The organism is Hyphomonas sp. UBA4505 (assembly GCF_002388685.1).
Lineage (GTDB): Bacteria > Pseudomonadota > Alphaproteobacteria > Caulobacterales > Hyphomonadaceae > Hyphomonas.
In genome coordinates this window covers 1,494,446-1,519,500 of the sequence record NZ_DGMZ01000012.1, presented here as the reverse complement: position 1 = coordinate 1,519,500, position 25,055 = coordinate 1,494,446, and the positions used below count along the sequence as shown (strand labels likewise).

At 58.6% G+C, this 25,055-nt stretch carries 20 protein-coding genes; 14 read left to right on the top strand and 6 right to left on the bottom strand.

Annotated elements, in window-relative coordinates; translation table 11 throughout:
• Positions 1-197: 197 nt before the first annotated feature.
• Entirely contained in the window at positions 198-1,304 is a 1,107-nt protein-coding gene (locus B3527_RS16720) for a glycosyltransferase family 1 protein (protein ID WP_349677845.1), read from the top strand.
• Here the strand turns inward: B3527_RS16720 and B3527_RS16715 are convergent, their stop codons facing one another.
• A complete protein-coding gene (locus B3527_RS16715; protein ID WP_290480454.1) occupies positions 1,305-2,405 on the bottom strand; it encodes a substrate-binding domain-containing protein in 1,101 nt (366 codons plus the stop codon).
• 266 nt (positions 2,406-2,671) lie between these two features.
• Here B3527_RS16715 and B3527_RS16710 point away from each other — a divergent pair, with 266 nt between their 5' ends.
• Entirely contained in the window at positions 2,672-3,865 is a 1,194-nt protein-coding gene (locus B3527_RS16710) for a type III PLP-dependent enzyme (protein WP_206992196.1), read from the top strand.
• Here the strand turns inward: B3527_RS16710 and murI are convergent.
• Entirely contained in the window at positions 3,811-4,683 is an 873-nt protein-coding gene (gene murI, locus B3527_RS16705; RefSeq protein ID WP_290480455.1) for a glutamate racemase, read from the bottom strand. The genes B3527_RS16710 and murI overlap by 55 nt on opposite strands.
• 123 nt (positions 4,684-4,806) lie before the next feature.
• Here murI and B3527_RS16700 point away from each other — a divergent pair, with 123 nt between their 5' ends.
• On the top strand, positions 4,807-5,106 hold the full coding sequence (locus tag B3527_RS16700; protein WP_034816515.1) for a hypothetical protein: 300 nt from the start codon (positions 4,807-4,809) through the stop codon (positions 5,104-5,106).
• Here B3527_RS16700 and B3527_RS16695 read toward each other — a convergent pair.
• Entirely contained in the window at positions 5,103-6,488 is a 1,386-nt protein-coding gene (locus B3527_RS16695; protein WP_206992194.1) for a sensor histidine kinase, read from the bottom strand. The two genes, B3527_RS16700 and B3527_RS16695, sit on opposite strands and share 4 nt — an antisense overlap.
• 209 nt (positions 6,489-6,697) lie before the next feature.
• On the opposite strand from B3527_RS16695, the gene B3527_RS16690 reads away from it, so the two are divergent.
• The 8 genes from B3527_RS16690 (at position 6,698) to B3527_RS16655 (ending at position 16,784) form a co-directional block, all read left to right on the top strand.
• On the top strand, positions 6,698-8,152 hold the full coding sequence (locus B3527_RS16690; protein WP_290480456.1) for an efflux transporter outer membrane subunit: 1,455 nt from the start codon (positions 6,698-6,700) through the stop codon (positions 8,150-8,152).
• Between the two features lie 17 nt (positions 8,153-8,169).
• Positions 8,170-9,441, top strand: a complete 1,272-nt coding sequence (locus B3527_RS16685) for an efflux RND transporter periplasmic adaptor subunit (RefSeq protein WP_206992192.1) — start codon at positions 8,170-8,172, stop codon at positions 9,439-9,441.
• Positions 9,438-12,659, top strand: a complete 3,222-nt coding sequence (locus tag B3527_RS16680; protein ID WP_206992191.1) for an efflux RND transporter permease subunit — start codon at positions 9,438-9,440, stop codon at positions 12,657-12,659. The genes B3527_RS16685 and B3527_RS16680 overlap by 4 nt, the downstream gene beginning before the upstream one ends.
• A 74-nt stretch (positions 12,660-12,733) precedes the next feature.
• Positions 12,734-14,956, top strand: coding sequence for a M13 family metallopeptidase (locus B3527_RS16675; RefSeq protein WP_290480457.1), 2,223 nt, complete (start codon positions 12,734-12,736; stop codon positions 14,954-14,956).
• Positions 14,957-15,107: 151 nt separating this feature from the next.
• Positions 15,108-15,443: a PilZ domain-containing protein gene (locus B3527_RS16670; protein WP_034816508.1), complete on the top strand. Its 336-nt coding sequence runs from the start codon at positions 15,108-15,110 to the stop codon at positions 15,441-15,443.
• Between the two features lie 86 nt (positions 15,444-15,529).
• On the top strand, positions 15,530-15,772 hold the full coding sequence (locus tag B3527_RS16665; protein ID WP_206992189.1) for a dodecin family protein: 243 nt from the start codon (positions 15,530-15,532) through the stop codon (positions 15,770-15,772).
• A gap of 9 nt (positions 15,773-15,781) precedes the next feature.
• Entirely contained in the window at positions 15,782-16,144 is a 363-nt protein-coding gene (locus tag B3527_RS16660; protein WP_290480458.1) for a DUF1801 domain-containing protein, read from the top strand.
• A 166-nt stretch (positions 16,145-16,310) separates the two neighbouring features.
• Positions 16,311-16,784 carry a glutathione peroxidase gene (locus B3527_RS16655; RefSeq protein WP_233347836.1) on the top strand — a complete coding sequence of 158 codons (474 nt, stop codon included), beginning with the start codon at positions 16,311-16,313 and terminating at the stop codon, positions 16,782-16,784.
• Positions 16,785-16,804: 20 nt separating this feature from the next.
• Here the strand turns inward: B3527_RS16655 and B3527_RS16650 are convergent, their stop codons facing one another.
• On the bottom strand, positions 16,805-17,359 hold the full coding sequence (locus B3527_RS16650) for a hypothetical protein (RefSeq protein ID WP_290480459.1): 555 nt from the start codon (positions 17,357-17,359) through the stop codon (positions 16,805-16,807).
• A 226-nt stretch (positions 17,360-17,585) separates the two neighbouring features.
• On the opposite strand from B3527_RS16650, the gene B3527_RS16645 reads away from it, so the two are divergent.
• Complete coding sequence (locus B3527_RS16645; RefSeq protein ID WP_034816497.1) at positions 17,586-18,767, top strand: thiolase family protein; 1,182 nt, start codon at positions 17,586-17,588, stop codon at positions 18,765-18,767.
• 9 nt (positions 18,768-18,776) lie between these two features.
• Positions 18,777-19,841, top strand: a complete 1,065-nt coding sequence (locus B3527_RS16640; protein WP_290480460.1) for a DUF2332 domain-containing protein — start codon at positions 18,777-18,779, stop codon at positions 19,839-19,841.
• Between the two features lie 2 nt (positions 19,842-19,843).
• Here the strand turns inward: B3527_RS16640 and B3527_RS16635 are convergent, their stop codons facing one another.
• Positions 19,844-20,971 carry a serine hydrolase domain-containing protein gene (locus B3527_RS16635; RefSeq protein WP_290480461.1) on the bottom strand — a complete coding sequence of 376 codons (1,128 nt, stop codon included), beginning with the start codon at positions 20,969-20,971 and terminating at the stop codon, positions 19,844-19,846.
• Positions 20,968-21,468, bottom strand: coding sequence for an Lrp/AsnC family transcriptional regulator (locus B3527_RS16630; protein ID WP_034816488.1), 501 nt, complete (start codon positions 21,466-21,468; stop codon positions 20,968-20,970). Before B3527_RS16630 ends, B3527_RS16635 begins: the two co-directional genes overlap by 4 nt.
• Positions 21,469-21,593: 125 nt before the next feature.
• On the opposite strand from B3527_RS16630, the gene B3527_RS16625 reads away from it, so the two are divergent.
• The gene (locus tag B3527_RS16625; RefSeq protein WP_290480462.1) at positions 21,594-25,055 is read left to right on the top strand and encodes an indolepyruvate ferredoxin oxidoreductase family protein; all 3,462 of its coding nucleotides are present in this window, start codon (positions 21,594-21,596) and stop codon (positions 25,053-25,055) included.

The following is a 25,055-nucleotide window of genomic DNA, read 5'->3' as shown; positions in this document are numbered from 1 at the left end:
TAGGCGTAGGAGCAATTATCAGCCTGAATGTGGTGCAAACGGGTTAGTCCTGCCCCGATCTGCACCAATTCCGAATTATCTATATCTTTTCACATGACCCGATGCGAGAGAAGTTCAACGCATCCCGGCCTCTTTACGCAGTGCACCAACACGGCCACATTGGCGCGGGACTGGCTGAGGCTGTTGAAGGAGCGCTCATGCGCATCATGCTCGTTACGGACGCCTGGGATCCTCAGGTTAATGGCGTCGTGCGCACAATGAAGCGCGTGATCGAAGAAACCGAGGCTATGGGCCATGTCTGGGAGATTGTTCATCCCGGCCAGGGGTTTCGAACCATGCCGCTGCCGACCTATCCGGAAATCAAGCTGGCCCTGTTCGCCCGGCGCAGGATTGAAGATCGGTTCCACGAATTCGAGCCTGACGCTATCCATATCGCTACCGAAGGCACCCTCGGCATGGCCGGGCGCGCCATGTGCCTCATGGTGAAACACCCCTTTTCGACCGCCTATCATACACGATTTCCGGAATATGTTTCAGCGCGACTACCGGTCCCCACCCGGGCTGGATACTCCTTTGTGCGCTGGTTCCACAAATATTCCGGCAAGGTCATGGTACCGACCCCCTCCATGGTGAAGGAGCTGGAGGCTCAGCGCTTCATCAATCTCGTCGCCTGGAGCCGGGGTGTGGACACCAACATGTTCACCCCGGAGCGCCGCATCGAGGAAGGTCAGCCGGGCGACCCGTTTGCAGGCCTGCCACGCCCGATTTTCCTGAATGTCGGCCGCGTCGCCGTGGAAAAAAACATCGAAGCCTTTGCCGAACTGGACTTGCCGGGCACGAAAGTGATCATTGGCGATGGCCCGCAGCGCGAGGAATTGCAGAAGCGCTATAAAGACGTCGTCTTCCTGGGCGCAAAGTTCAATGAAGAACTCGCGACCTGCTATGCTGGCGCAGATGTCTTTGTCTTCCCGAGCATGACGGACACATTCGGACTTGTTGTTCTGGAAGCCATGGCGTCCGGCACACCGGTTGCGGCCTATGATGCGACCGGTCCGCGCGATGTTATCCCGGGCTCCGATGCGGGGACGATTACACCTGCTGGCGGCAATCTTGCCGAAGGCGCTGTCGCCTGTCTCTCGCTCAGCCGCGCCACGTGCCGCGCCTATGCTGAGACCTATAGCTGGCGCGCCTGCGCCGAAGCCTTCATCGAGAATTTGCAGCCGCTGCCAGCCCCCGCCCGCAAGCGGTTCTGGCAAAAGATCAGGCTGCGCCGCCGGAAGAAGCCAACCTTGCCCAGCCTATAGCTATTCGCGAGCAACCCTTGTCTCGAGCTGTCGGGCCACCTCCTGCTCGGCAATGCGTAATTCATCCGGTAACGGGATCAGGCCCTTTTCGAGCAGATAGCCATCCGGCCCCATGGCGCGGTCTGATACAAATTCCTGAACGAATTCGGTCAGGCCCGGTACGAGCGGGATATTCTGGTTCTTCACATAGATGTACATGCTGCGCGACAAGCCATACTCGCCTGACGCGATGGCCTCGAAGGTCACCGGTACGCCATCCAGATGCGCCGCCTTCACGCGATCTCCATTCTGCTCGAGAAAAGAATAGCCTAGCACGCCCACAGCCGTTGGTGTCTTGATCAGCGACTGGATGATCGCCGTATCATTTTCACCAAGGTCGATCCACGCACCATCGGTACGAATCGTATGCGTGCGCAGCCGGAAGGCTGCCGGGTCAGCCTGCTTCAACTCCACCAATTCCGGCAAGGCAAGCGCGCCTTGCTCCATGCCGAGCTCGGTGAAGGCATCCCGCGTGCCAGATGTAGGCGGCGGTCCAAGCACCATGATTGGCTCGTCAGGCAAGTCCGGACTGATCTCGGACCAGTTCTTGTAGGGATTGGGGCGGAAACCGCCCTGCCCATCTGGAATGTGAGCCGCAAGCGCGAGGAACACTTCCTCCTTCGTCAGGTCGAGAGTCGGAGCCTGGCGAGCATTGGCCAGCACAATCCCATCGAACCCGACCGACAAGGCCGTTATTTCGGTTATGCCATTTTCGGCGCACAGCGCCTGTTCGCTTTCAGTGATCATGCGTGAGGCGTCCGAGATCGACGGACGATCCGGTCCGATTTTCTGGCAGAATGTCTTGAACCCCCCGCCCGTCCCTGTGGTTTCCACTATGGGGGTCGGATAACGCGTGGTCGCCCCGAAACGCTCGGCAACGGTTGTTGCAAACGGCGCGACCGTGGAGGAACCGACTATGCGAATTTTGTGTGTGCCGTCTGCGCTGACAGGTGGCGGCGGGATGGTGTCCCCCGTGTCCAGATCAGACAGGTCAGTCCGGCCGCACGCAGCCGAGAACAAAAGAACGAGGGGGAAAAGAATACTGCCAATTCTGACTGTCATGCGATCATGGCTCCGGCGAACGACATCTGGCTGAGGGGCGTTGGCACCCGGCCTGATGCCCATAAAGCAAGGTCCCTACCCGTTCAATGTGATGTGTGGGTGACAAAAATATCAGGTTGCCCGAAATTTTTGCTTGCATGCCCGAAAAGAGTCCCCTACATCGCCCCTCGAAATCGATGTGGCGGACATCTGGGCCAACCCTTAAACTGGGGGCCCCCTGTACTAACGCCCAAAGCTGGTTAAAAGCCCTTTGGAGGTTAGGTGTCATGCACTCCTATGCTACCCCCTATAATATTGTTGCCGATGCGCAGCCTGATCTGCCGGTATGGTGTTTCCGCCCTGAGCGGGTCACTGCAGCCGCAAAATGGTTCAAGGAAAAGTTCCCTGGCGAGCCATTCTATGCCGTGAAGGCGAACCCGGGCGAGCATGTGCTCGAAGCCCTCTGGGAAGCTGGCGTACGCAGTTTCGATACGGCATCGCTGCCAGAGATCGAACTGATCCATCGCAAATTCCCGGGCGCCCGCATGGCCTTCCTGCACCCTGTGAAGAACCGCCGCGCCATCCAGCGCGCTTATCACGAGTTTGGTGTACGAATTTTTGTCACCGACACGATGCAGGAACTGCACAAGATCCTCGAGGAAACCGGCTACGCCAAGGACCTTACGATCATTGTACGGATCGCTGTATCCTGTGACGGTGCTGCTCTGCCGCTGGCAGGTAAATTCGGTGCCAGCGCAGAAGACGCGACCGAGATCCTGCGTGAAGCCCGCCATTATGCGGACGAACTGGGCGTATCCTTCCATGTCGGCAGCCAGGCGATGAAGCCTACCGCCTGGTGGACGGCTATGGCCGATGTGTCCCGCATCATCATCGCGGCTTCGGTCACGGTTGATATCGTGGATGTCGGCGGTGGCTTCCCTTCGATCTATGCGGACAATCCTCCGCCATCTCTGGAAGACTATGCGGCGATGGTTGAGCAGGCCTTCGAGAACATGTTCGTTCTTGAAAACGCCGAGTTGTGGTGTGAGCCCGGCCGCGCGCTGGTTGCCGAGTCGGAAAGCCTGCTTGCTCGTATTGAGTTGGTGAAGGATGACGCGATCTACATCAATGACGGTTCGTATGGCGCCCTCTATGATGCAGTTCACGAGCGCTGGTCGTTCCCGATGCGGGCCCTGCCAAGCAATGGACGCACGCTTGGCCGACTTGTTGAGTACACCGTGTACGGCCCGACTTGCGATTCTACCGACAAGTTCCCTGCCAAAGTTTGGCTGCCTGCCGGACTCGAAGAAGGTGACTATCTGGAATTCGGAAACCTGGGCGCCTACGGCCGGGCCATGTCCAGTCGCTTCAATGGCTTCGGGGAAACTCTGGTCGCCCGCGTTCACGATGCGCCTTGGCCGAGTCTCTACAATGCGGTCGGCGCAGAAGTGATCTCGATCGGCGCGTCCGGCACACGCTGAACGTTAGGAAACCCGTACCGCCTGAGGACAAGCGCCAGATCTGGCACGTCTTCAGGCAACGAGGTCAGCCACGCATGGCCCCCAATTCCCTGCGCTTCAGTCTCTGGCGGAAGCACACGGATGGTCTGGCGCGCAATCGCCGCTCCTGAGTCGATATAGCTGACAGTCCGCGGGGCACTGGCCACCAATTGCGCCCGCACGAGCGGGAAATGCGTGCACGCCAATACGACCGTATCGATCCGGTCCCCACCCGGAGCGTCGAACAGAGGCTTCTGGGCTGCCTCGAAGGCATTGATCGGCAGATCCTCGCCGCGCGCATGCGCCTCTGCGAGTTTCACCAGTTCGATACTGCCATGCATCACAACGTCCACATCTCGCGCAAAATTGGAAATGAGTTCAGCCGTATAGGCGCGCCGCACCGTTCCGGGGGTTGCCAGCAAACCGATAGTGCCGGTCTGGGTCAATTGAGCCGCTGGCTTGATAGCCGGTACTGTTCCAACAACCGGAATATCCAGAGCAGCCCGCACGTCCTGCAGAGCCAGAGTCGACGCTGTGTTGCAGGCAATCACAAAGACATCCGGCTTGACTTTATCGCACAGCGCCTTGGCAACGGCCGGCAAACGCGCCTGCAAGGCTTCATCGGACTTCTCACCATAGGGGAAAAAGGCAGAGTCAGCAGAGTAATGGATACCTAGCGCCGGTCCCAAGGCGCGTATTTCTTCCACAACGGTCAGACCGCCCATGCCGGAATCGAATACCAAAACCCTGCCCCGGGCGGGGGATGGCACGAAATTCGGCGGGAGCGTATCGGCAGGCATTGCAGGAATCCTAGTCGCATTCCGCTGTGGCGGAAACAGGGCATGAATTACGCAATGGCACGGGATTTGTTGTGCAGCGCAGCATTAAGCCCTATGTCTGTTGTAAGAATGTGAGGTAATGCAATGCTCGAACTCTGGCTAACTCCGTGGCGCGCGGGCCTGTCCATGACAGCTGCGACGCTCGAAACCCTGATTGCCACTCAGAAAAGCATGTCGGTCATGGCGCCCAAAGGCATGGCGACTCCGATGACCGAAGACAAATTGCGCGATGCGTTTCAGATTGCCGCTGACGTAAATTTGCGTCGCTGGGAAGACACTGCAGGTGCCCTGCAGAATCTGCCAAACTGGTTGCATGATCTGCACGCCTTGCCAGGCAATATGGTGACCGACTGGTTTGATGCAGCGCGCCGCGCACGCGACTAGTCGGACAAACCCTCCTCGCGGGCAGCAGGCAACCAGACTCCGAAAGCCGTCCCCTCGCCAATGCGCGTCTCTACCGAGAATCCGCCGCGATGATGGGCCATGATATGCTTCACAATGGCCAGGCCGAGCCCTGTGCCGGTGATCTTTCCCCCCCGGCTCTGATCGGCGCGGTAAAAGCGTTCGCCCAAACGCGGCAAGTGTTCACGCTCGATCCCCGGTCCCTGATCTTCTACGCGCATCCAGATGGCGCGCTCCTGCGTGCCTGGCCGGCTTGACGCGGGCAACAAGGTCATGCGCTCGCTGCTGGCCCAGGTCTGCCCCGCTTTCAAGCGTGCTTCGGCCATACCGGAGGCTATACCAAAGCTCAGGATTACCTGTCCGCCTTCCTTTGAATACTTCAGGGCGTTTGAAACGAGATTCTCCGCGACCTGAATCATCTCGTCGCGGTGGGCGATCACCGGCATGGGCCCATCATCCGACTGAACCACCAGCCGTACCCCCTTCTCCGCCGCGATGGCGCTGAAAGCATGTGTGGCATCGGAGACAATGTCCCGAAATTCCTCGCGTTCGCGCGGCGATACATGTTCAGAAGACTCGATCCGCGACAGGGACAGCAAATCCGCGATCAATCGCGACATGCGCTCGGTCTCACCGGCCATGATGGCCAGAAATCGGTCCCAGGAATCCTTGTCATCCTTGGCAGGGCCCCGCATCGTCTCGATAAAGCCCGACAGCGCAGTCAGCGGCGTGCGCAATTCATGGCTCGCATTAGCCAGAAAGTCTGATCGCGCCCGCGCGGCGCGGCGAACAGGGGTGAGGTCTTCCAGAACGACGAGCGTACGTCTTGCCCGGCCGGGTCGCGATACATGCGCCCGCCACGTCTCGTCCGGCCCGCTCTCGACCTCCACAGCCATCGGCTCGACCGTGCCAGTCTGGATCGCATTCTCGATTGCAGAAAGCAGCCCCGGCGACCGGATGACGGTACTGGCACGGGGGTTTACACGCCCATCAAGCCGCAGAATGAACTCCGCCTCTTCGTTCATTGTGACAATGCGTTGCTCGTCATCAATCTCGAAAGCCGGCAGCGGCAATGCATCCAAAAGAATGGCAGATTCCTGAATATTCGGCTGAACGAGCGCTGGCTCAACCGAGAGCCGTGGACTGATGGGAAGGATCGTCGCGGTTCCCACGAAGATGGCTGTCGCGACGGACATGGCCACCAACAGGGCAGCAATCGCCTCAATCAGGCCAATTGCACCTGTAATCCACATCAAAAGAAGGATAAAACCGAAGCAGCACACAAGCGTTATGAAGTCTCTCGCGCGCCGCGAGAGGGCGCTACGAGCGGACTGTTTTGCGTCGGCTGACATGCCTTCGCTCATTCATGCTCCTGTTAACTAACTACTCAAAGACTTCAGGTCTCGAAGCCGCTAATACGCAACCAGACATCTGCCAAGCCCTTCACGACGTATCACAACCACAAGCGGCATTTGTGCAACTAAATGTAATTATTGAAAAACGATAATTTATCATTGACAGTCGACTAGAGCGGGCGTATCCGACGTCTGGAAAAAGGAGCGTTGCCGACGGCATGACACGATCAATTCTACTACTAGCCCCGGCAATTCTTGCGGCCTGCGCAACATCACAGGCAAATTTGCCCGGCATTGATGGAAATCGCGAGGAGATTTTTGCCATCGCGCCTGACGCTCCAGTGGATTGGGCGGCATCAGGTGTTGCTGGTCAGGCGAATACCGGCGACTGGCTAAGCCAGTTCAGCGATCCGGTCATGGAAAGTCTGGTGCGCGAGGCTCTGGCCAATAGCCCTACGCTTGAATCACGCGCCGCACTTGTCCGGGCAGCTGCTGCGTCAATCCGCACGGCCCGTTCTCAGCGTTCCGTCAGTATTGACAGCTCCATCAGCGCTGGAGTCACATCCAATTCCTTTGAAGTTGGCGGTGATCTTGATCGAGCGACGGACGGAATTTACGGTCTGGGCCTTGATGCGAGTTGGGAAGCCGATCTTTGGAACCGGCTCGGACGTGGTATTGCCGCCGCAGAAGCAGACCTTGCCGCAACCGAAGCCGACTTTGCCGCCGCCGAGTTGTCTGTTGCCGCTCAAACTGCCATTGCCTGGATCAATCTGAACGCTGCACTGGCGCAGGAGCGCGTGGCAGTACTGACTTATGAAGCACGCGACCGGGTTCGCATTCTGACCGAACGCCGATTCCAGCGCGGAGTGGCCCAAGCATTGGATGTGCGCACCGCACGCAGCGCACTTGCTGGCGCAGAAGCCAGTATTGCTCAACGCCGTCAGCAATCAGGTGAGGCCGCACGTCGGCTGGAAATCCTGCTAGGCCGCTATCCGGCAACCGAAATCGAAGCCACGGCTGAATTGCCGGTGCTGGAAACGCTGGTCGTAGAAGGCAATCCAATGCTGTTGCTATCGCGTCGCCCGGATGTGGCGAGCGCCGAAGCGAGTATCATTGCTGCCGGCCTGCGCGCGGAACAAGCGCGCCTCGCCATGCTGCCCGCCCTGCGCTTGACCGGCTCTATTTCTACCAGCGAGTCCGAATTTGCAGACATGGTCGATCCAGAGCGGATTGCCGCCCGGCTCGTGGCAAGCCTGATCCAGCCACTGTTCACGGGCGGGCGCCTGGACGCCCAGCGTGATGCCGCTGTGGCGCAAGCAGAATCAGCGATTGCGAGCTATGCTGGCATTGCGCTGACGGCGTGGGGAGAAGTCGAGGACGCTATCGCAGCCGACACGTATCTCGCCCTGCAAGAGGATGCGCAATTGCGCGCCTTGGAAGAGGCTCGCCTTGCCGAAGAACTGGCCGAGCGCCAGTACACAAGTGGTACGATCACCGTGTTCAATCTGATCGATGCCCAGACCCGGCGTCTCACTTCTGAGAGCCAGTTGGTTTCCGCGCGCGCATCGCGTGCTTCGAACCGGATTTCCTACCATCTAGCCCTTGGGGGCGGCCTGCCCGTACAGACTGCCTCGACCACCGTTCAAGCCCCGCAAGAAAGCGCCGCAGAATAGCGGCAGGAGAATAAGTCATGGGACGCCTCATTTCAGTTTTGATTCCGATCGGGATCCTCGCCGTGGTTGGTATCGGCGGCGTGGCCGCTCTGTCAGCGATCAAACCCAAACCTGAAAAAGCCGAGGAAGCCCGCGCCGGCCTGAATGTATTTGCAGAGCCCGTTCGCCAGGGCGACCTGACGCTCGTCGTGGAGTCGCAAGGCGAGGTAAGACCGCGACGCGAGATCATCGTGGCCCCGCAAATTTCCGGCCGGATTTCCTACGTATCCCCTGACTTCATCGATGGCGGTTTCATCAACAAAGGTCAGCTGCTCGTCCGAGTTGAGGCGGCTGACTATGAACTGGCAGTTGTACGCGCCCAGTCTACCGTGGCCAGCGCCCAGCAGGCCCTTGCCCTCGAAGAGGCCGAAGCTGAACTGGCGCTACAGGACATTGAGGACCTCGGTATTTCCGACGCCTCTCCCCTCGCCCGCCGTGAACCTCAGCTGGCAGGCGCTCGCGCAGCGCTGGAATCTGCCAGAGCCCAATTGAAAGACGCCCAATTGGCGCTTGACCGAACGGCCGTCTACGCACCTTTTGCCGGCCGCGTGCGGGAACGCAATGTTGATATTGGTCAAGTCGTCTCTGTCGGCCAGTCACTTGGCCAGATCTTCGCCAATGATGTTGTTGAAGTCGCCCTGCCGCTCAAGGACGCCGAAATGGGGCGTCTGGGCCTGCCCCTTGCCTTCAGTTCCAGCAAGGCCCAGCCCGGTCCGGATGTGACCTTCCGCGCCACGGTTGGCGGCGTAGAGCGCGAGTGGCACGGACAGGTCGTCCGGACGGCAGCCGCTGTGAATTCGCAAACCCGCCAGATCAATGTCATAGCCGAACTTCAGGATCCGTATGGCGCTGGCGCCGATGGCGACGCACCCATGGCACCCGGCCTTTTCGTGACCGCCATCATTCAGGGGGAAACACTCGAAAACGTGCTGATTGCACCACGCGGCGCTCTACGCGGAGATGATCGCCTGTTTGTCGGCCTGCCAGACGAAGGCAAGCTGGCGATCCGCCAGGTGAAGCTGATCTACTCCGATCCTGATGGAGCCTATCTTGCGTCAGGTGTCGAGCCCGGTGAACTGGCCATCACCAGCCCGATCCAAGCCCCGTTCGAAGGTATGAGCATCACCGTCATGCAACGTATGGAAGATGGTACAATCACGATTTACGAGCCCGAGCGGACCGAGGAATCCTCCAGCTCCGGCGAGCCAGCAGCAATTGCGTCAACCACAGGTGAAGGAGCAGCCCAATGAGGGGGATTGTCGCCTGGTTCGCCCGTAACGCCGTCGCCGCAAACCTTCTGATGATCGTCGCCTTCACGGGCGGAGTTTTCGGCTACACCAAGATGGAACAGGAAATGTTCCCCGTGGTGAACATCACGGGTGCCTCGGTATCGGTTACCTGGAATGGCGCTTCGCCACAGGATGTCGAAGACCAGATCGTTACACGTATTGAAGAGGCTGTCGCGGACATTGACGGCCTCGACCGGATCACCTCGATCGCGAATGAAGGCTTCGGTGTCGTCAACATCAAGGGGCGCGACGATATCGACATGGACAAGTTTCTGGATGACGTGAAAATTCGCGTCGATCAGATCAACAATATGCCCCAAGCGGCGTTCCAGCCGCAGGTGACACGTTGGGAACAGCGCAACAACTATATTGGCCTGTCCGTCCACGGCAATGTGGACGCACGCACGCTGCGACGCGTCGGCGACCGGGTTCGTGATGACATTGCCAACATTAACGGGGGTGAGCTGGCGCAGCTGGGCGGCGTTATCGACGAACAAGTCAACATCGAAGTATCGGAAGAACAATTGCGCCGATACGGGCTGAGCTTCAGTGATGTGGCCAGTGCTATTCGTCAATCCTCGCTGAACTCGTCAGGCGGCCGAATTGAATCTTCAACCGGCGACGTTGCCATCACGGCCCGGCAATTGGCCGACACAGCGGATCAATTTGGTAACATCATCATCCGCCAATCGACCGAACAGGGCACTATCCGCGTGGCCGACGTCGCCACGATCGATGACGGCTTCGCAACAGACAAGTTCAAGGCCACATACAATAACGAGCCAACCGTCTTCGTGCAGGTTCCCCAGCCGAACACGATGCACATTGTCGAATATACTGACGACATCAAGGCATATGTGGACCGCGCCAATGACCCTTCCAACGGCATCCTCCCGGAAGCCGTGAAGATCGACATCCTGTTTGACGATTCCGTGGCTTTCAATGCCCGTATGGATTTGATCCAGCAATCTGCATTGACCGGGGCCGTTCTCGTCATGCTGGTCCTGCTGCTGTTCCTGCGTCCAACTGTGGCCCTATGGGTCACGATCGGAATCATCACCGCTTTTGCGGGCGGGATTTTGCTCCTCCCCTATTTCGGGGTTTCCTGGAACATCCTTTCCACATTCGCTGTCTTGCTGGTGATCGGGGTGATCGTGGATGACGCCATCATAGTCGGCGAGAATATTCACCGCGAGATCGAAAGCGGACGGCGCGAAGGCCTGGACGCTGCCATTGTCGGCACGCAACTCGTGCTCAAACCGGTCGTGTTCGGCGTTCTGACCACGATCATCGCCTTCCTGCCGTGGGCATTCATTAGCGGCCCGACCCGGATGTTTACCCAGCAAATCACATTCGTCGTGGTCGCGGCCCTGATCTTCTCGATCATCGAGTGCATGCTGATCCTGCCGAGCCATCTGTCACATATGAAGCGCCAGTCCTTCGACGGCCCGTCTGGCAAATTGCTGAAGCTGCAGCACTCGATTGCAGACAGCCTGCTCTGGTTTGCCAACAACCTCTACAAACCCTTCCTCGAACTGGCGATCCGCTACCGCTATGCAACCGTCATGTTCTTCTTCTGCCTGTTTTTCCTGGCGACACGGATCACAGGTATGGGCATCGTACCCTTCAAATTCATGCCGGAAATCGAAGCAGACCTTGTTCGGGTCGAAATCGATATGCCAGACGGTACGCCATACACCCGCCTCGAACAGATCCGCGACCAGCTGCAAGCCGGTATCGACGTTACGATGGCGGAATCGATCAAACAATATCCGAACATAGAGGGTGGCCTGATCAAGGATGCCGCTGTCGTTGCGTCCGGGACGCGCGTCAATGCCTGGATTGGGGTCTTGCCACCCGAAGACCGGCCTGTCGGATTGCGGTCCAAGGATATAGCCGAACAATTACGCCTGAATGTCGGTGATATTCAGGATGCTGAAGAAATCAATTTCGATTTTACCTTCAATGATGAACAGAGCGGCGTGCGCTTTGCCCTCAACCATCAAGACCTGGACCGTCTGCGTGAAGCGGCTGCCGCAGTTAAAGAGCACCTGGCAACTTATGCCAACGCCTACGATATTGGAGACAACCTCTCCTCAGCCGCTGAAGAGATTCGTATCTCGCTGAAACCGGGCGCGGAAACGCTCGGCATCACGCTGGCCAGCGTCACCGACCAGGTCCGGCAGGCATATTATGGCGAAGAAGCCCAACGCTTGCCGAGAGATGGCGAGGATGTCCGCGTCATGGTCCGCTTGCCGGAATCGGCCCGGGAAAATCTGGACAGCCTGAATTCTCTTCGTGTTCGCACTTCCGATGGTCGCGAAATTCCGGTTACCCAGGTCGCAAACTTCGATTACGCACCAGGGATCAACCGCATCGTTCGTCGCAATCGCACCCGGTCAGTCTCAGTGTATTCTGAAGTGCTGGGCGACGGCGGGCGAAACCAGATCATGGCCTCAATGGACGAAAATTTCTGGCCAGACTTCGAGAAGACCTTCCCGGATGTCGAGCGCGGCGTGGCGGGCGGCATCGAAGAAGAACAGAAGTTCATGGAAGAAGTTGGTCGATTGATCCTGATTGCCATCGGCGCGATGTACATCTTGTTGGCAGTGGCTTTCCGGTCCTACGCTCAGCCACTGCTGCTGATGATGGCCCTGCCCTTTGCTTATTGCGGAGCAGTCTTCGGGCTCTGGATATTTGATACACCGATGGCCATGTTCTCGTTCTTCGGCATTGCTGCAGCCGCAGGGGTCGTGATCAACGACAATCTCGTCCTGATCGATTATGTGAATCGACGGCGGGATGAAGGCGCAGGTGCCGTTCAGGCGCTGGTCGATGGGGGCGTATCCCGCTTCCGGCCCATCCTGTTGACTTCCGTCACCACCTTTGTCGGCATCCTGCCACTGATTGCAGAAAAATCCGTTCAGGCACAATTCCTCAAACCGATGGTTGTGTCATTGGGCGCAGCTGTTGCATTCGCGCTTTTTGTCTCATTGTTGATGGTCCCTGCCCTTTACGCAGTCGGTGTCGAGATTGGCCGGATCTTCCGCTGGACCTGGGGCGGCAAGCCTTTCCGCCAGATCGGTGAGACCTATAGCGGAGAAGTGACCATCGACGAGGATGAATTGATTGGCACGAGCAAAGATGGCGGACTTGGTCCAATGGCTCCCGCCGAATAAAATGTACGCAACACGGTAAAGGCCCGCCCGGATCAGGCGTCGGGCCTTTATCCATATTACTGGAGAGACCTTAAATGAAACACCTCATGCTCGGGGCAGCGACCATTGCCCTCCTCACCGCCTGTTCGCCGGCATCCACGGAAGACACTGGTCAGTCAGCAGAGGCTGCGGCAGTAACATCAACATCCTCGAACACGCCGAACGAAGCAGGCAAATATGTCACCGCAGAAGGCCTGGAGCTGTCTGCTGCTGACTATTGGGGGGACTGGGGTGTTGACCTCACATTGCGCGATGACTCCATCGCACCCGGCGACAACTTCTACGCCTATGCCAATGGCAAATGGCTCGACAGTTTCGTTATCCCGAGTGATCGCACACGCTATGGCGCCTTCACTCTGCTGGCTGAAAAGTCAGAGCAGCGCGTACTCAATATCATTCAGGAGCTTGCCGAAGCCGAACCTGATCCAGCCACACTCGAAGGCAAGGTCGCCTCTGTCTACAACGCCTATATGGACACGAGCGGTATCGAAACCGCTGGCCTCGCGCCTGTCACGCCCTATCTCAGCAAGATCAAGAATATCGATAGCCGGGAAGACCTCGCCAAGCTGTTTGCGGCAACGGGCTACGCCTCCCCTATCGCGGGCTGGGTCGATGTCGATTCCAAGCAGACCGACCAGTACATCTTCTATGTGACCCAAGCCGGGCTCGGCATTGGCGACCGTGACTATTATCTCGACGATACAGAGAAAAACCTTGAAATCCGCGCGGCCTACAAAGCCATGCTGACCAGCCTGCTGACAGAAGCAGGCTACGAGGAGGCTGAGGCGGCGGCAGACCGCGTGATCGCGCTCGAGACCCGTATTGCTCGCGCCCATTGGGACCGCGCAACAGGCCGGAATCGCAACCTCACCTACAACAAGATGAGCCGCGCAGAGTTGGAACAGCTCGCCGGAGACTTCCCGGTGGCGACGATGCTCATGGACCTTGGCCTGAACAGCGAAGAATCCTTTGTCGTGCGCCAGGTCACTCCGACAGCCGAAGAGATCGCAGAAAACGGGCTCACCGCGGAACAGATCGAAAAAGTCTCGGGCGGCGGCATAGGCGGCCTGTTCGAGATCATGCAAACCGCCTCACTTGAGGACTGGAAGGCTTATCTAGCGGCCCACTTCCTGATCGATCACGCCGATGTCCTGCCCCGCCGCCTGGATGAGGCGACCTTCGAATTTTATGGCAAGAAACTGGGCGGTGCCGAAGAACAGCGCGAGCGCTGGAAGCGTGCAGTCTCAACCGTCGAAGGCTCCGTCGGAGAAGGTGTCGGCAAAGTCTATGCCGAGCGCTTCTTCCCGAGCGAGAACAAGGCAGCCATGGACGATCTGGTAGAGAATTTGCGAGCGGCCATGGCCAGCAATCTCGATGAGATCGACTGGATGGGCGACGACACGAAGACAGAAGCACATGACAAGCTCGCCAAATTCACCCCAAAAATTGGATATCCGGAGAACTTCGAGACCTATGCGGACCTGAATGTGGGCCCGGACGCCTTCGCCAACTCCATGGCGGTGAATGACTGGGCCTGGAAGGACATGATCTCCCAGCTCGGCCAGCCGATCGACAAGACCGAATGGTTCATGTTGCCCCAGACGGTGAACGCCTATTATTCGCCCAACCGGAACGAAATCGTGTTTCCCGCTGCCATCCTTCAGCCGCCTTTCTTCAATCTGACTGCAGACCCCGCCGTCAATTATGGTGCGATCGGCGGCGTCATTGGTCACGAAATGGGCCACGGCTTCGATGATCAGGGCGCCAAATCCGACGGAAATGGCACGCTCCGCAATTGGTGGACCGCTGAAGACGAATCCAATTTCAAGGCCAAGACCGGCGCGCTGGTAGAGCAATATAATGCTTTCTGTCCCCTGGATGATGAGGAAACCTGTGTGAATGGCGCGCTGACACTCGGCGAGAATATCGGCGATCTCGGCGGTCTTTCGATGGCATACAAGGCCTACAAGCTCAGCCTCGACACAGATGGCAACGGCACGATCAGCCCGGATGAGGAAGCGCCTGTGCTGGACGGACTGAGCGGTGATCAGCGCTTCTTCCTGGCCTGGGCCCAGGTCTGGCGGTCCAAGTACCGCGAAGAGGCAACCCGTCGCCAGCTGCTGACAGACCCACATTCCCCACCCGTTTACCGGGTAAACGGCGTCGTTCAGAACATGGCAGAATGGTACGAAGCCTTTGACGTGACGGAAGATGACGAGATGTACCTACCGCCTGAGCAGCGCATCCGGATTTGGTAAACGGTTATAAACCGTAGCATACACTACAGAAGCAGCGCTTTAGAGTGCTGCTTCTTTACTTGTCTTGAAGAAGTTTGGGTATATTCTGACCGAGCAGCCTGATTTGGCATGGCGGTTGCAAGAAAATCTTCGGATAAGGATTCCGCCCAAAATGAAATTGCTAAACCGCCTGTTCAAGACATCAAGTTCCGATTCCGAGGCTCCCGCCTCTGCGCGCGTAGAACAGATGGTGACGCCCGTAAAAGAACGGCCACGTCCCGTCCGTGCATCGGTCTATCGGGAAGCAAATGTCGTTTACGAATCCGGCTACAAGCGTCGCGGTATCGTTCTGGACTATTCTGACACAGGCGTTCGCCTCCGGTTTCCGACCAATGAGGGCATGCCTGAATTCGTGACCCTTCATGCCAAGGGAGTGGGCCTGCAGGGCCCCGCACGCGTTGTCTGGCAAAAAGGTTCTGAAGCGGGTTTTCAACTCACGACCATCTAGGGTCGCACCCGTCCCTTCCCAATGTTCATTTGGCTTTTGGGCCTAAAAGGTCTTGAATGGCCCTTTCAACGCGAAAGGGACGCACCATGGCCATCATGAAATCAGAACAGATCATGTCGGAATCGACCAAATCCTTCGAGGATGCGATTCAGACAGCGGTCACACGCTTTGACGCCACCGTCAAAGGCCTCGCATCGGCTTACGTCAACGAAATGTACACCACAATCAAGAACGGCAAGATCGAAAAGTATCGCGTGAACCTCCAGATGACGTTCGAAGTAATGCCGCCCAAGGCCGACGACAAAGCCAAGCGCGCAAAGAAGAAGTAGGCCCCATTCGTGGCCAAGACGACGGAAACCTGGTTTTCGGAACTCGATCCGGCCCAATTCGAGATTGCGGAAAGCCTTCGAGCGAGCATCGAGCGGGCAGGCCCCGGCCTGACCTGCAAGCTCGCCTGGGGCTTTCCGTGTTGGAGTGGGACCGAGCGGATATTCTCGATTGCGGCATACAAGGACCGCTGCAATCTCCAGATCTTCTATGGTGCCGAGCTTGCGCCGTCCTTTCCAGATCGGATCGAAGGCACCGGCAAGGCTCTGCGCCATGTAAAAGTCCATTCGGTCGATCAGATCGACGCCCAACTGGATCAAATCATCGAGGCGGCAATCCGGCTGGATGCAACCGATCCACGGCCTGTTCGATAGGAAGACGTGACAGCTGCGTGGTTTGCCCTATCATCTGACGTCAGATGCACAGGAACCTGCCCCCATGCGCCAATTCCTTGTCCCAGCCCTCGCCGTCGTTTGCCTTGTCCTGGCAGTCCCGACAGGAAGCCAGGCACAATCCCCTAGCAATTCGGAAACCCCTTCCATGACGGCAACGCAATTTACGAGCATTGATGGAAAGCCAGTCGACCTTGAAGCACTTGATGCAAAGGCGATCCTCGTCGTGAATACAGCCTCCAAATGCGGCTACACCAAACAGTATGAGGGCCTTCAGGCACTGTATGAAGCGAAGCGAGCGGAAGGGCTCGTCATTCTCGGCATCCCTTCAAATGATTTCGGCGGGCAGGAACCCGGGACCGAGGAAGAGGTCCAGACGTTCTGCCAGCTGAATTTCGGCGTGACATTCCCGCTAACAAAGAAATACGCTGTGACGGGCGCTGATGAGCACCCATTCTATTTGAATGCCGTGGACATGCTTGGCGAGGCCGCGCAGCCGAAATGGAATTTCCATAAAATTCTCGTCGATGGCGACGGCACACCGCTCAAGGCCTACCCCTCTGCCACTACCCCATCGGATCCGGAACTCGTGGCAGATATCGAGGCGGCCCTCGGCGGATGACGCCTATCAGGCGCGCCACTTCACGACCGGAGTGATCCTGCCGGTACGGCAAGTTCGGGAATGGATCGCAGAAAGGCCCGCGCCTGCTCACCGGCTGCAGCACACGCTGTTTCAAGCTGCCCTCTATCCAGGCGCACTGCGCGAATACGTGCCCACGGGTGTCGTTGGAGATAGTAGTCGAGATTGTTCAAAAGCTCGAATTCAACTCGGTCTATCTGTTCGCTTTCGCTTGCTTCAAAGAAATACAATCGAGTTTGGGCCGCGCTCCAGCCCCGCTCGAAATGCGCGTGATAATGGCCCTCATCCTCGCCGAAACAATCGAAGCGGAGGACTTCGTCTTCGTGGATGAAAAGCGAAAACGCGGGCCCGCGCCCAATGGGCAGGACTTTCCAGAAGACGTGCAACTCTGCGTCTGGCGATATCGAGAATATTTTCAGATCGCGTCGGCTCGGAAATTTCGCGGTATAACGTTCGTGGAGACGGAACTTGCGGAGGCGCCGGGACAATTGCCGACCAGCATAGAACATCCGAGATGGAAGCATTCTGCGCGCCAAGGCATAAGTCGAACTTGCCATTTAAGGTACCCATCCCCAGCGACATTTTCACCAGATTGCTCTCGTGGCTTTCATTGAAGCCGAAAATGCACTGGCATTACAATAGAACGGCGACAACTTCTCGATTGCGCGCCCCGTTCGATGAAGAAATCGCCGCCAATCGCGTTTCGTGAACTCTTGACGAGTGAGGCCCGGACGCGCTTTGTGTTCGCACCTGCAAAAAAAATCCATAGCGGAAGGAAACTCCATGTCTGAACAAGATCCCGTCGTCATCGTCGGTATGGGCCGCACGCCCATGGGTGGCCTGCTCGGCGACCTTGCCAGCCTGACTGCCAGTGAGTTGGGCGCCATTGCCATCGAGAAAGCTGTCAGCGAAGCAAAGCTGGCCCCCGGCGAGGCGAATGAAATCATCATGGGCAACTGCCTTCCCGCTGGCCAGGGCCAAGCTCCTGCCCGTCAGGCAGGTTTCAAATCCGGTCAGGACAAGGGCCTTGAAGCCACAACGATCAACAAGATGTGCGGCTCCGGCATGCAAGCTGCCGTCATGGGCCGCAATGCCATTCTGGCGGGCGACGCAAACATCGTGATCGCTGGCGGCATGGAATCCATGACCAACGCACCGCACCTGCTGAACGTCCGCAAGGGCCATAAATACGGCACCATGAACGCTCAGGACCATATGGCGCTCGACGGCTTGTCCGACGCCTACAAGGGCGGCCCCATGGGCGAATTCGCCGACATGATCGCGGGTGAGTACCAGTTCACACGCGAGCAACAGGATGCCTACGCGCTGGAAACGCTGTCGCGCGCACAGAACGCAACGAAAGAAGGCAAGTTCAAGCGCGAGATTGCCCCGGTCACCATCAAGACCCGCAAGGGCGAAACGGTCGTCGACACTGATGAACTGCCTCGCACTGCGATGCCGGAAAAAATCCCGTCGCTGCGCCCGGCCTTCTCCAAGGACGGCACCGTTACCGCAGCCAATGCCTCAGCTATTTCAGATGGCGCAGCTGCGCTCGTCCTGATGCGCGAATCTGAAGCCAAGAAACGCGGTCTCAATCCGCTGGCCAAGATCGTGTCTTCGTCCAGCCACGCTCACGAGCCTGAATACTTCACGACCGCGCCAGTGCCTGCCATGAAGAAAGCCTTGGAAAAGGCTGGCTGGAGCGTCGACGATGTCGAGCTTTGGGAAGTCAACGAAGCCTTCGCGGTCGTTCCAATGATCGCCATGAAGGAAATGGGCATCTCGCACGACAAGCTGAACGTGAATGGCGGTGCCTGCGCCATGGGTCACCCGATCGGCGCTTCCGGCGCTCGTTTGATCGTCACACTGCTCGCGGCCATGGAAGATCGTGGCCTGAAAAAAGGCATGGCCAGTCTCTGTATTGGTGGCGGCGAAGGCATCGCGATGGCGCTCGAACGCTACTAGGGGTCCGGCATGCTGGATGAAACCCGGATCCTCGACCATTTCACCGAACAGGCGAGATGGTGCGAGGATCTGGGCTCTCCTTTCACTGCGGCCCTGCTCCGGAAATTTGCCGAAGATTTTGAGGCCAATGGCCCGGTCGCGGATATCTGCGCCGACTGGACCGGCAATCCCCGCAAGGATGCCCTTGGCCTCAGGCTCGCCGGTGCCCTTCACCATGCCGTGCTAACCAACGCAGCACCTGCTCTTGCCGCGACTTATCCCGGCCATCTGGCGGAGTGGAAGATGGAGGCTGTCTGGGCCGAGGCCCAGCCTTGGCTTGCGGCGCACATCCCCGACATCCGCACCTTCATCAACAGTCCCCCGCAGACCAATGAGACCCGCCGGTCGATAGCGCTCCTGCCCGGTTTTCTCGAACTTGCCGCAACCTACCGTATGCCCATGCACCTGCTTGAGCTCGGCGCGAGTGCGGGCCTCAACCAGAATTGGGATCGGTTCACCTATGATGGCGGAACCTGGCAACGACCGGGCGCGAGCGACGTCACGATATCCACGATCTGGAACGGACCCGAGCCCGCACATCTCGACGCCGCTCCAGTCATTGCTTCACGCGCCGCTTGCGACCTGAACCCGATTGACCTGACAAATGAGGCCGCCTTCCTGCGGCTCAAATCCTACACTTGGCCAGACCAGGCTGGACGACTGGCCCGTCTGGATGCAGCGGCAGAATTGGCCAGACATATGGGCGTTCGCGTGGAACAGGCGGATGCGGTTGACTGGCTCGCCCAGAAACTGACCAAACGCCCCTCAGAGGGCCTGACAGTCATTTATCACTCAGTCTTCCTTGTTTATCCGTCAAAAGAAGATGTTGCACGCATGAAGCGACTGATCGAAGAAGCGGGCGCAGCTGCCACCGAGACTGCCTCCCTCGCCTGGCTTTGCTTTGAACCGGAATCCCTGTTTGGAGGAGACCGCGCGTCTCCGCGCATGCAGACCCGACTGCAAGTCTGGCCGGGTGGCGAACCCCGCATACTGAATGAATCTGATGGACACGTCACATATGTGGACATGCCGTAAGACTATTCGGCAAATGCGTCTGCCAGTTCCCGAGCGAGCTTATTGACCGCCGCAACGCCCTCATCACTGAAACTGTTTGTATTCACAATTACGACGAGACCTGCATCTGGCAGCAGGTAAACCGACGACAACCACATCGTATTCGACCCGTTATGGGCGAAGAGACGTCCATGCTGCACCGGCGCTGAAACGCCCCATCCCAACGCATAGTCGGATCCCGCGGTTGGATATGGCGTAAGCAGTTTCCGCTCGGTCTCATCTGCTTCCAGAAAGCCGCTGACAAAGCGCGCATGCGCGGCCAATGGCACATGTAACGTGCCAGCGGGTGCCAGCGCGGCCGGGTTATCCGCTCCGCTGCCGGTGCCCTGGCCTTTCAAACCTCCGAACAGGCCTTTTGCGTGGCCTTCAATCCCCGTCGGCGGCGGTCCGAACCCCCAACCTTCATTCTGGAGTACAAGCGTGGACAGGAACAATGTCTCGTAATTCTCGTGCCCCAGCCGCAAGGCTATCCGGTCCAGTGCTGCCCCCGCAATCATGTAACCAAGATTGGAATAGGTAAATGTTCCCGTTTCGCCGGCAGGCGGCTTTGTCAAAAAACCTCGCGCCAAAGCAGTGCGCTGAGTTTCGACAGGATCGTTGGAGCCGCGACTGGTCAGGAACCACATTATACCGGGATTGGCGGCAAGTCCGCTCCGGTGAGAAAGCAGATGCTCAATCGTCACATCGCCCCAGGCCGGATCCATCTCGTCGGCAAGGTCTGGCAACAACTCTGGCAGGGTCGCACCCCAACTCGCTTCACCCTGCTCTACGAGCCGACCGTAAAGCAGCGCGGTCAGCATCTTCGTGTTGGAGCCGATATGCCAGGCGTCACCCTGCTGGACAGCCCCCCGCTTGCCCTGCACGCGGGCTCCATCAACCGCGAGACCAAGAATGTCCCCATCGGCGTTGGCTATGACAGCCCCAAGAGCCACCAGCCCGGCATCTTCCCGAACCGTTTCGACCTTCTGTTGTAACTCCTCTGGCGATAGCGGTGCGGCCGATGATGGCAGCACCAGTACGGCAAGAAGTGAGAGGGATATCGCGGCGCGGATCATGGCATCCATAGTCCAGGCGCTAGCGTCATCGGTCAAGCAGAGGCAGGCTTTTTGATATCTTCAACCAGATCAAGCGGCAGGGCAGTCGTACGCTTTGCGACCCGGATCACGATACGTGATTGCACATCCGACACGAGGGCTGAGCCTAGCAGATTGTCCCGCAGGAAATTGTCATAAGCGTGCATGTCGGTCGTGATGATGTGGATCATGTAGTCGACCGCACCTGTAACCGTCATGCATTCGATGACTTCCGGCCAAGCCTGAACCATCTGTTCGAAAGCATCGAGATTTTCCCGGCTCGGAAGCGCCAGTTTGACGCTCGCCATGACTTCGAAATTCAGCCCGAGTGAGTTATTGTCCAGCAGGGTCACCCGGCCTGTAATGAAGCCGGCCTCTTCCATGCGCTTGATACGCCGCCAACAAGGCGATGAGGACAAGCCGACCCGGTCGGCAATTTCGGCGACAGACAAGCCGGCATCATGCTGGATGATGTCCAGTATTCGCGCATCTACAGCATCTAATTCTTGGGCCAATTTTGCTCGCTCTCTTAGGTTATCCGGTAAATTTTACCCCGGAATAGCAAAATTTGCGCAAGATAGGCAAGCAATTTCACGCGGTTTGACCAATAATCTGCCTAAACCCATCAGATAGGCATGCTATGCAACACCGCGAAGTCACGCTGGACGACAAATACGAGCTTGTCGAGGGAAAAGCCTTCATGACAGGGATTCAGGCGCTTGTTCGCCTGCCACTTGATCGAAAACGCCTTGATCTGGGCATGGGCCTCAACACAGCCGGCTTCATCTCTGGATACCGCGGATCGCCGCTGGGCGGTTACGATCAACAGCTTCGCGCCGCTCAAAAATGGCTGGATTCCCATGACATCAAATTCTGGGAAGGTCTGAATGAAGACCTCGGTGCCACCGCTGTGTGGGGCAGCCAGCAGCTCGGCCTGTTCCCCGGCGCGAAGTATGATGGCCTTTTCGGCGTGTGGTACGGCAAGGCCCCTGGCGTAGACCGGACGGGCGATGTGTTCAAACACGCCAACGCCGCTGGCGCCTCCGACCATGGCGGCGTACTCGCCATCATCGGCGACGACCATAATTGCAAGTCCTCCACCCTGCCCTCGCAATCAGAGTTCGCGATGGCCGATGCGGAGATCCCGGTACTGAACCCCGCCTCCATCCAGGACGTGCTGGACTACGGCATCCATGGCTGGGCCATGAGCCGCTTCTCCGGAGCATGGGCCGGACTGGTCGCTCTCGCAGACACAATGGATTCCGGCGCTGTGGTAAGCGTCGATCTTGACCGGTTCAGTTTTGTCTCTCCTGATTTCCAGCTGCCTGAAGACGGCGTTCATCTGCGCCGTGGCGACAGCCCGCTCGATAAGGAGCGGCGCCTGCGTCAGGTGAAGCTGCCGGCTGCACAGGCCTATGTGCGCGCCAACAAGCTGGACAATGTCATCCTGCCTTCGCCGAAACCCCGTGTCGGTGTTGTCGTGACGGGCCAGGCTGCCCGCGACGTGTTCGAGGCGCTCGCGGCGCTCGGCCTGTCACCGCAGGATGCAGGACGCCTGGGTCTCTCCGTGTACAAAGTGGCCATGCCGTGGCCGCTTGAACCCGAAGGGATCCGGGCGTTCTGCAAAGGTCTGGAACGTGTGGTCGTGATCGAGCACAAACGCCCTCTGATCGAAGATCAGCTACGCTCGGTGCTCTACGATCTGCCGGATGGCCAACGTCCGACTGTAGAAGGCAAGCGCGATCGCGAGGGACGCCCCCTGCTCTCCGATATCGCCTCCATCTCCATCCCGGAAATGGCTGGCGCGCTGATGAAGATCCTTCCTGAAGGTTGGGATACCAGCCGCGCCAACGCCTATTTTGATCGGATTGGCCGGACTGGCGAAGCGGCGCGCATCAATGCCTCCGAAACCATTCGCACCCCGCATTATTGCTCCGGCTGCCCGCACAATTCCTCCACCGTTGTGCCGGAAGGCTCGCGCGCGCTGGCCGGGATCGGCTGTCACTATATGGCGAACTTCATGCCGGACCGCAAAACCGACATGACCAGCCAGATGGGCGGCGAAGGTATTGCCTGGGTTGGTCAGCACTGGGCGACTGAAGAAGGCCATGTCTTCGTCAATCTCGGCGACGGCACCTATTCCCATTCGGGCAGCCTCGCCATCCGCGCAGCGGTGACTTCCGACGCGAACATGACCTACAAGATTCTCTACAATGACGCTGTCGCCATGACCGGCGGCCAGACAGTCGAGTCTGGCCAGACCCCGGCCCAGATCGCGCAGCAGGTGGAAGCCGAAGGCGTGGAGACGATCGTGATCGTCACCGAAGACCCGACCCGCTATGCCAATGTGAAAGACCTGCCGCGCCGCGTGAAGATCTTTGATCGCGAAGAGCTGGACGAGGTTCAGGTGATGCTGCGCGCCACGCCGGGCGTCTCCGTCATGATCTACGATCAGATCTGCGCCACCGAAAAGCGCCGCCGGTCCAAGCGCGGCCTTCGTGCACCGGACCGTACGCGCGTCGTCATCAACACCGAAGTCTGCGAAGGCTGTGGCGACTGTTCGATCAAATCCAACTGCCTGTCAGTGGAGCCGGTCGAAACCGAACTCGGCCGCAAACGGCGCATCAACCAGTCGACCTGCAACACAGACCTCTCCTGTTTGCGCGGCTTCTGCCCGAGCTTTGTGACGATCCAGGATGGCGAACCTGCCTGGCAGGACCAGCCCCGTCCGGAATTTGACGATGCAGGCCTGCCAATGCCGGAAACCCCCAGCCTCTCTGAGCCGTGGAACGTGCTGTTCACCGGCGTCGGCGGCACAGGCGTCACCACGGTCGCCGCCGTACTGGCCATGGCCGCGCATGTGGACGGCCATGCGGCTTCCAGCCTCGACATGACCGGCCTTGCCCAGAAGGGTGGTCCGGTGCTTAGCCACATTCGCTTTGCGCGTGAGCCGGAGCTGATTTCGACCGGCAAGGTTCCGCCTGCCAGCGCCGACCTCATCATTGCTTGCGATCTCGTCGTGGCGGCGGGGGGCGACGCACTGAACCTGATGGATGTTGGCCGCACGGCGGCCTATGCAAACTCCGACGTAACGCCAACCAGTGAATTCATCCGGGACCGGTCAAAACGTTTTGAAAGCGATCTCCTCGCCGCGCGCGTGAAACGGCAGGCCCGCGACTTCGCTGCCTTCGATGCCGAGGCCCTTGCGGTCGGTTATCTGCATGATGCGATCTATACGAACATGATCATGGTCGGTTTTGCCTGGCAGAAGGGCCAGGTGCCAATAAGCCTGCGCGCGCTCTACCGCGCGATCCGCCTGAATGGCACCAAGGTGGAAGATAACATGTCCGCCTTCAATATTGGCCGGATCGCTGCGGCGAACCCGGAACGGCTCCTGCCCCAGCATGACCCACGCGGTCATATCGAAGAGAAGACGCTGGACGAGCTAATAGATGACCGGGCAGCGCGCCTCACCGCTTATCAGGATGCCACCTATGCGGAGACCTATCGCAACATCGTCGCTCAGGTGCGCGCCGCAGAACATGGCGCCGGCCTCGGCGAGAAGCTGACCCGCGCAGCCGCCACCTATGCCTACAAGGTCATGGCCTACAAGGACGAGTATGAAGTGGCCCGTCTCTACACGGATGGGAAATTCGCTGAATACATTGCCAGCCAGTTCAAGGGCGGCAAACTCCGCCTGATGCTGGCCCCGCCCATTCTGTCAAAGACCGATGCAAACGGGCACGCCAAGAAGAAGCATTTTGGCCCGTGGATGTTCCAGGTCTTCAAGCTGATGGCGAAGTTCAAGGGCCTGCGCGGCACGAAGTTTGACCTGTTCGGCTACACGGCCGAGCGCCGGATGGAACGCCAGCTGCGTGACGATTATCTCGCCGGCCTGTCCCGCATCGCGCAGGAACTGACCGCGAAGAATCATGAGCTCGCCGTGGCGCTCGCCGAAATCCCAGACGATATTCGCGGCTATGGCCATGTGAAGGAAGCTGCCGCCGAAGTCGCCAAGGCGAAAGAGGCAGAGCTCTGGGCTGGCTGGCCGGACGGCAAGCTGCCCAAGGCAAAGACCACGCTGATCGCGGCGGCGGAGTAG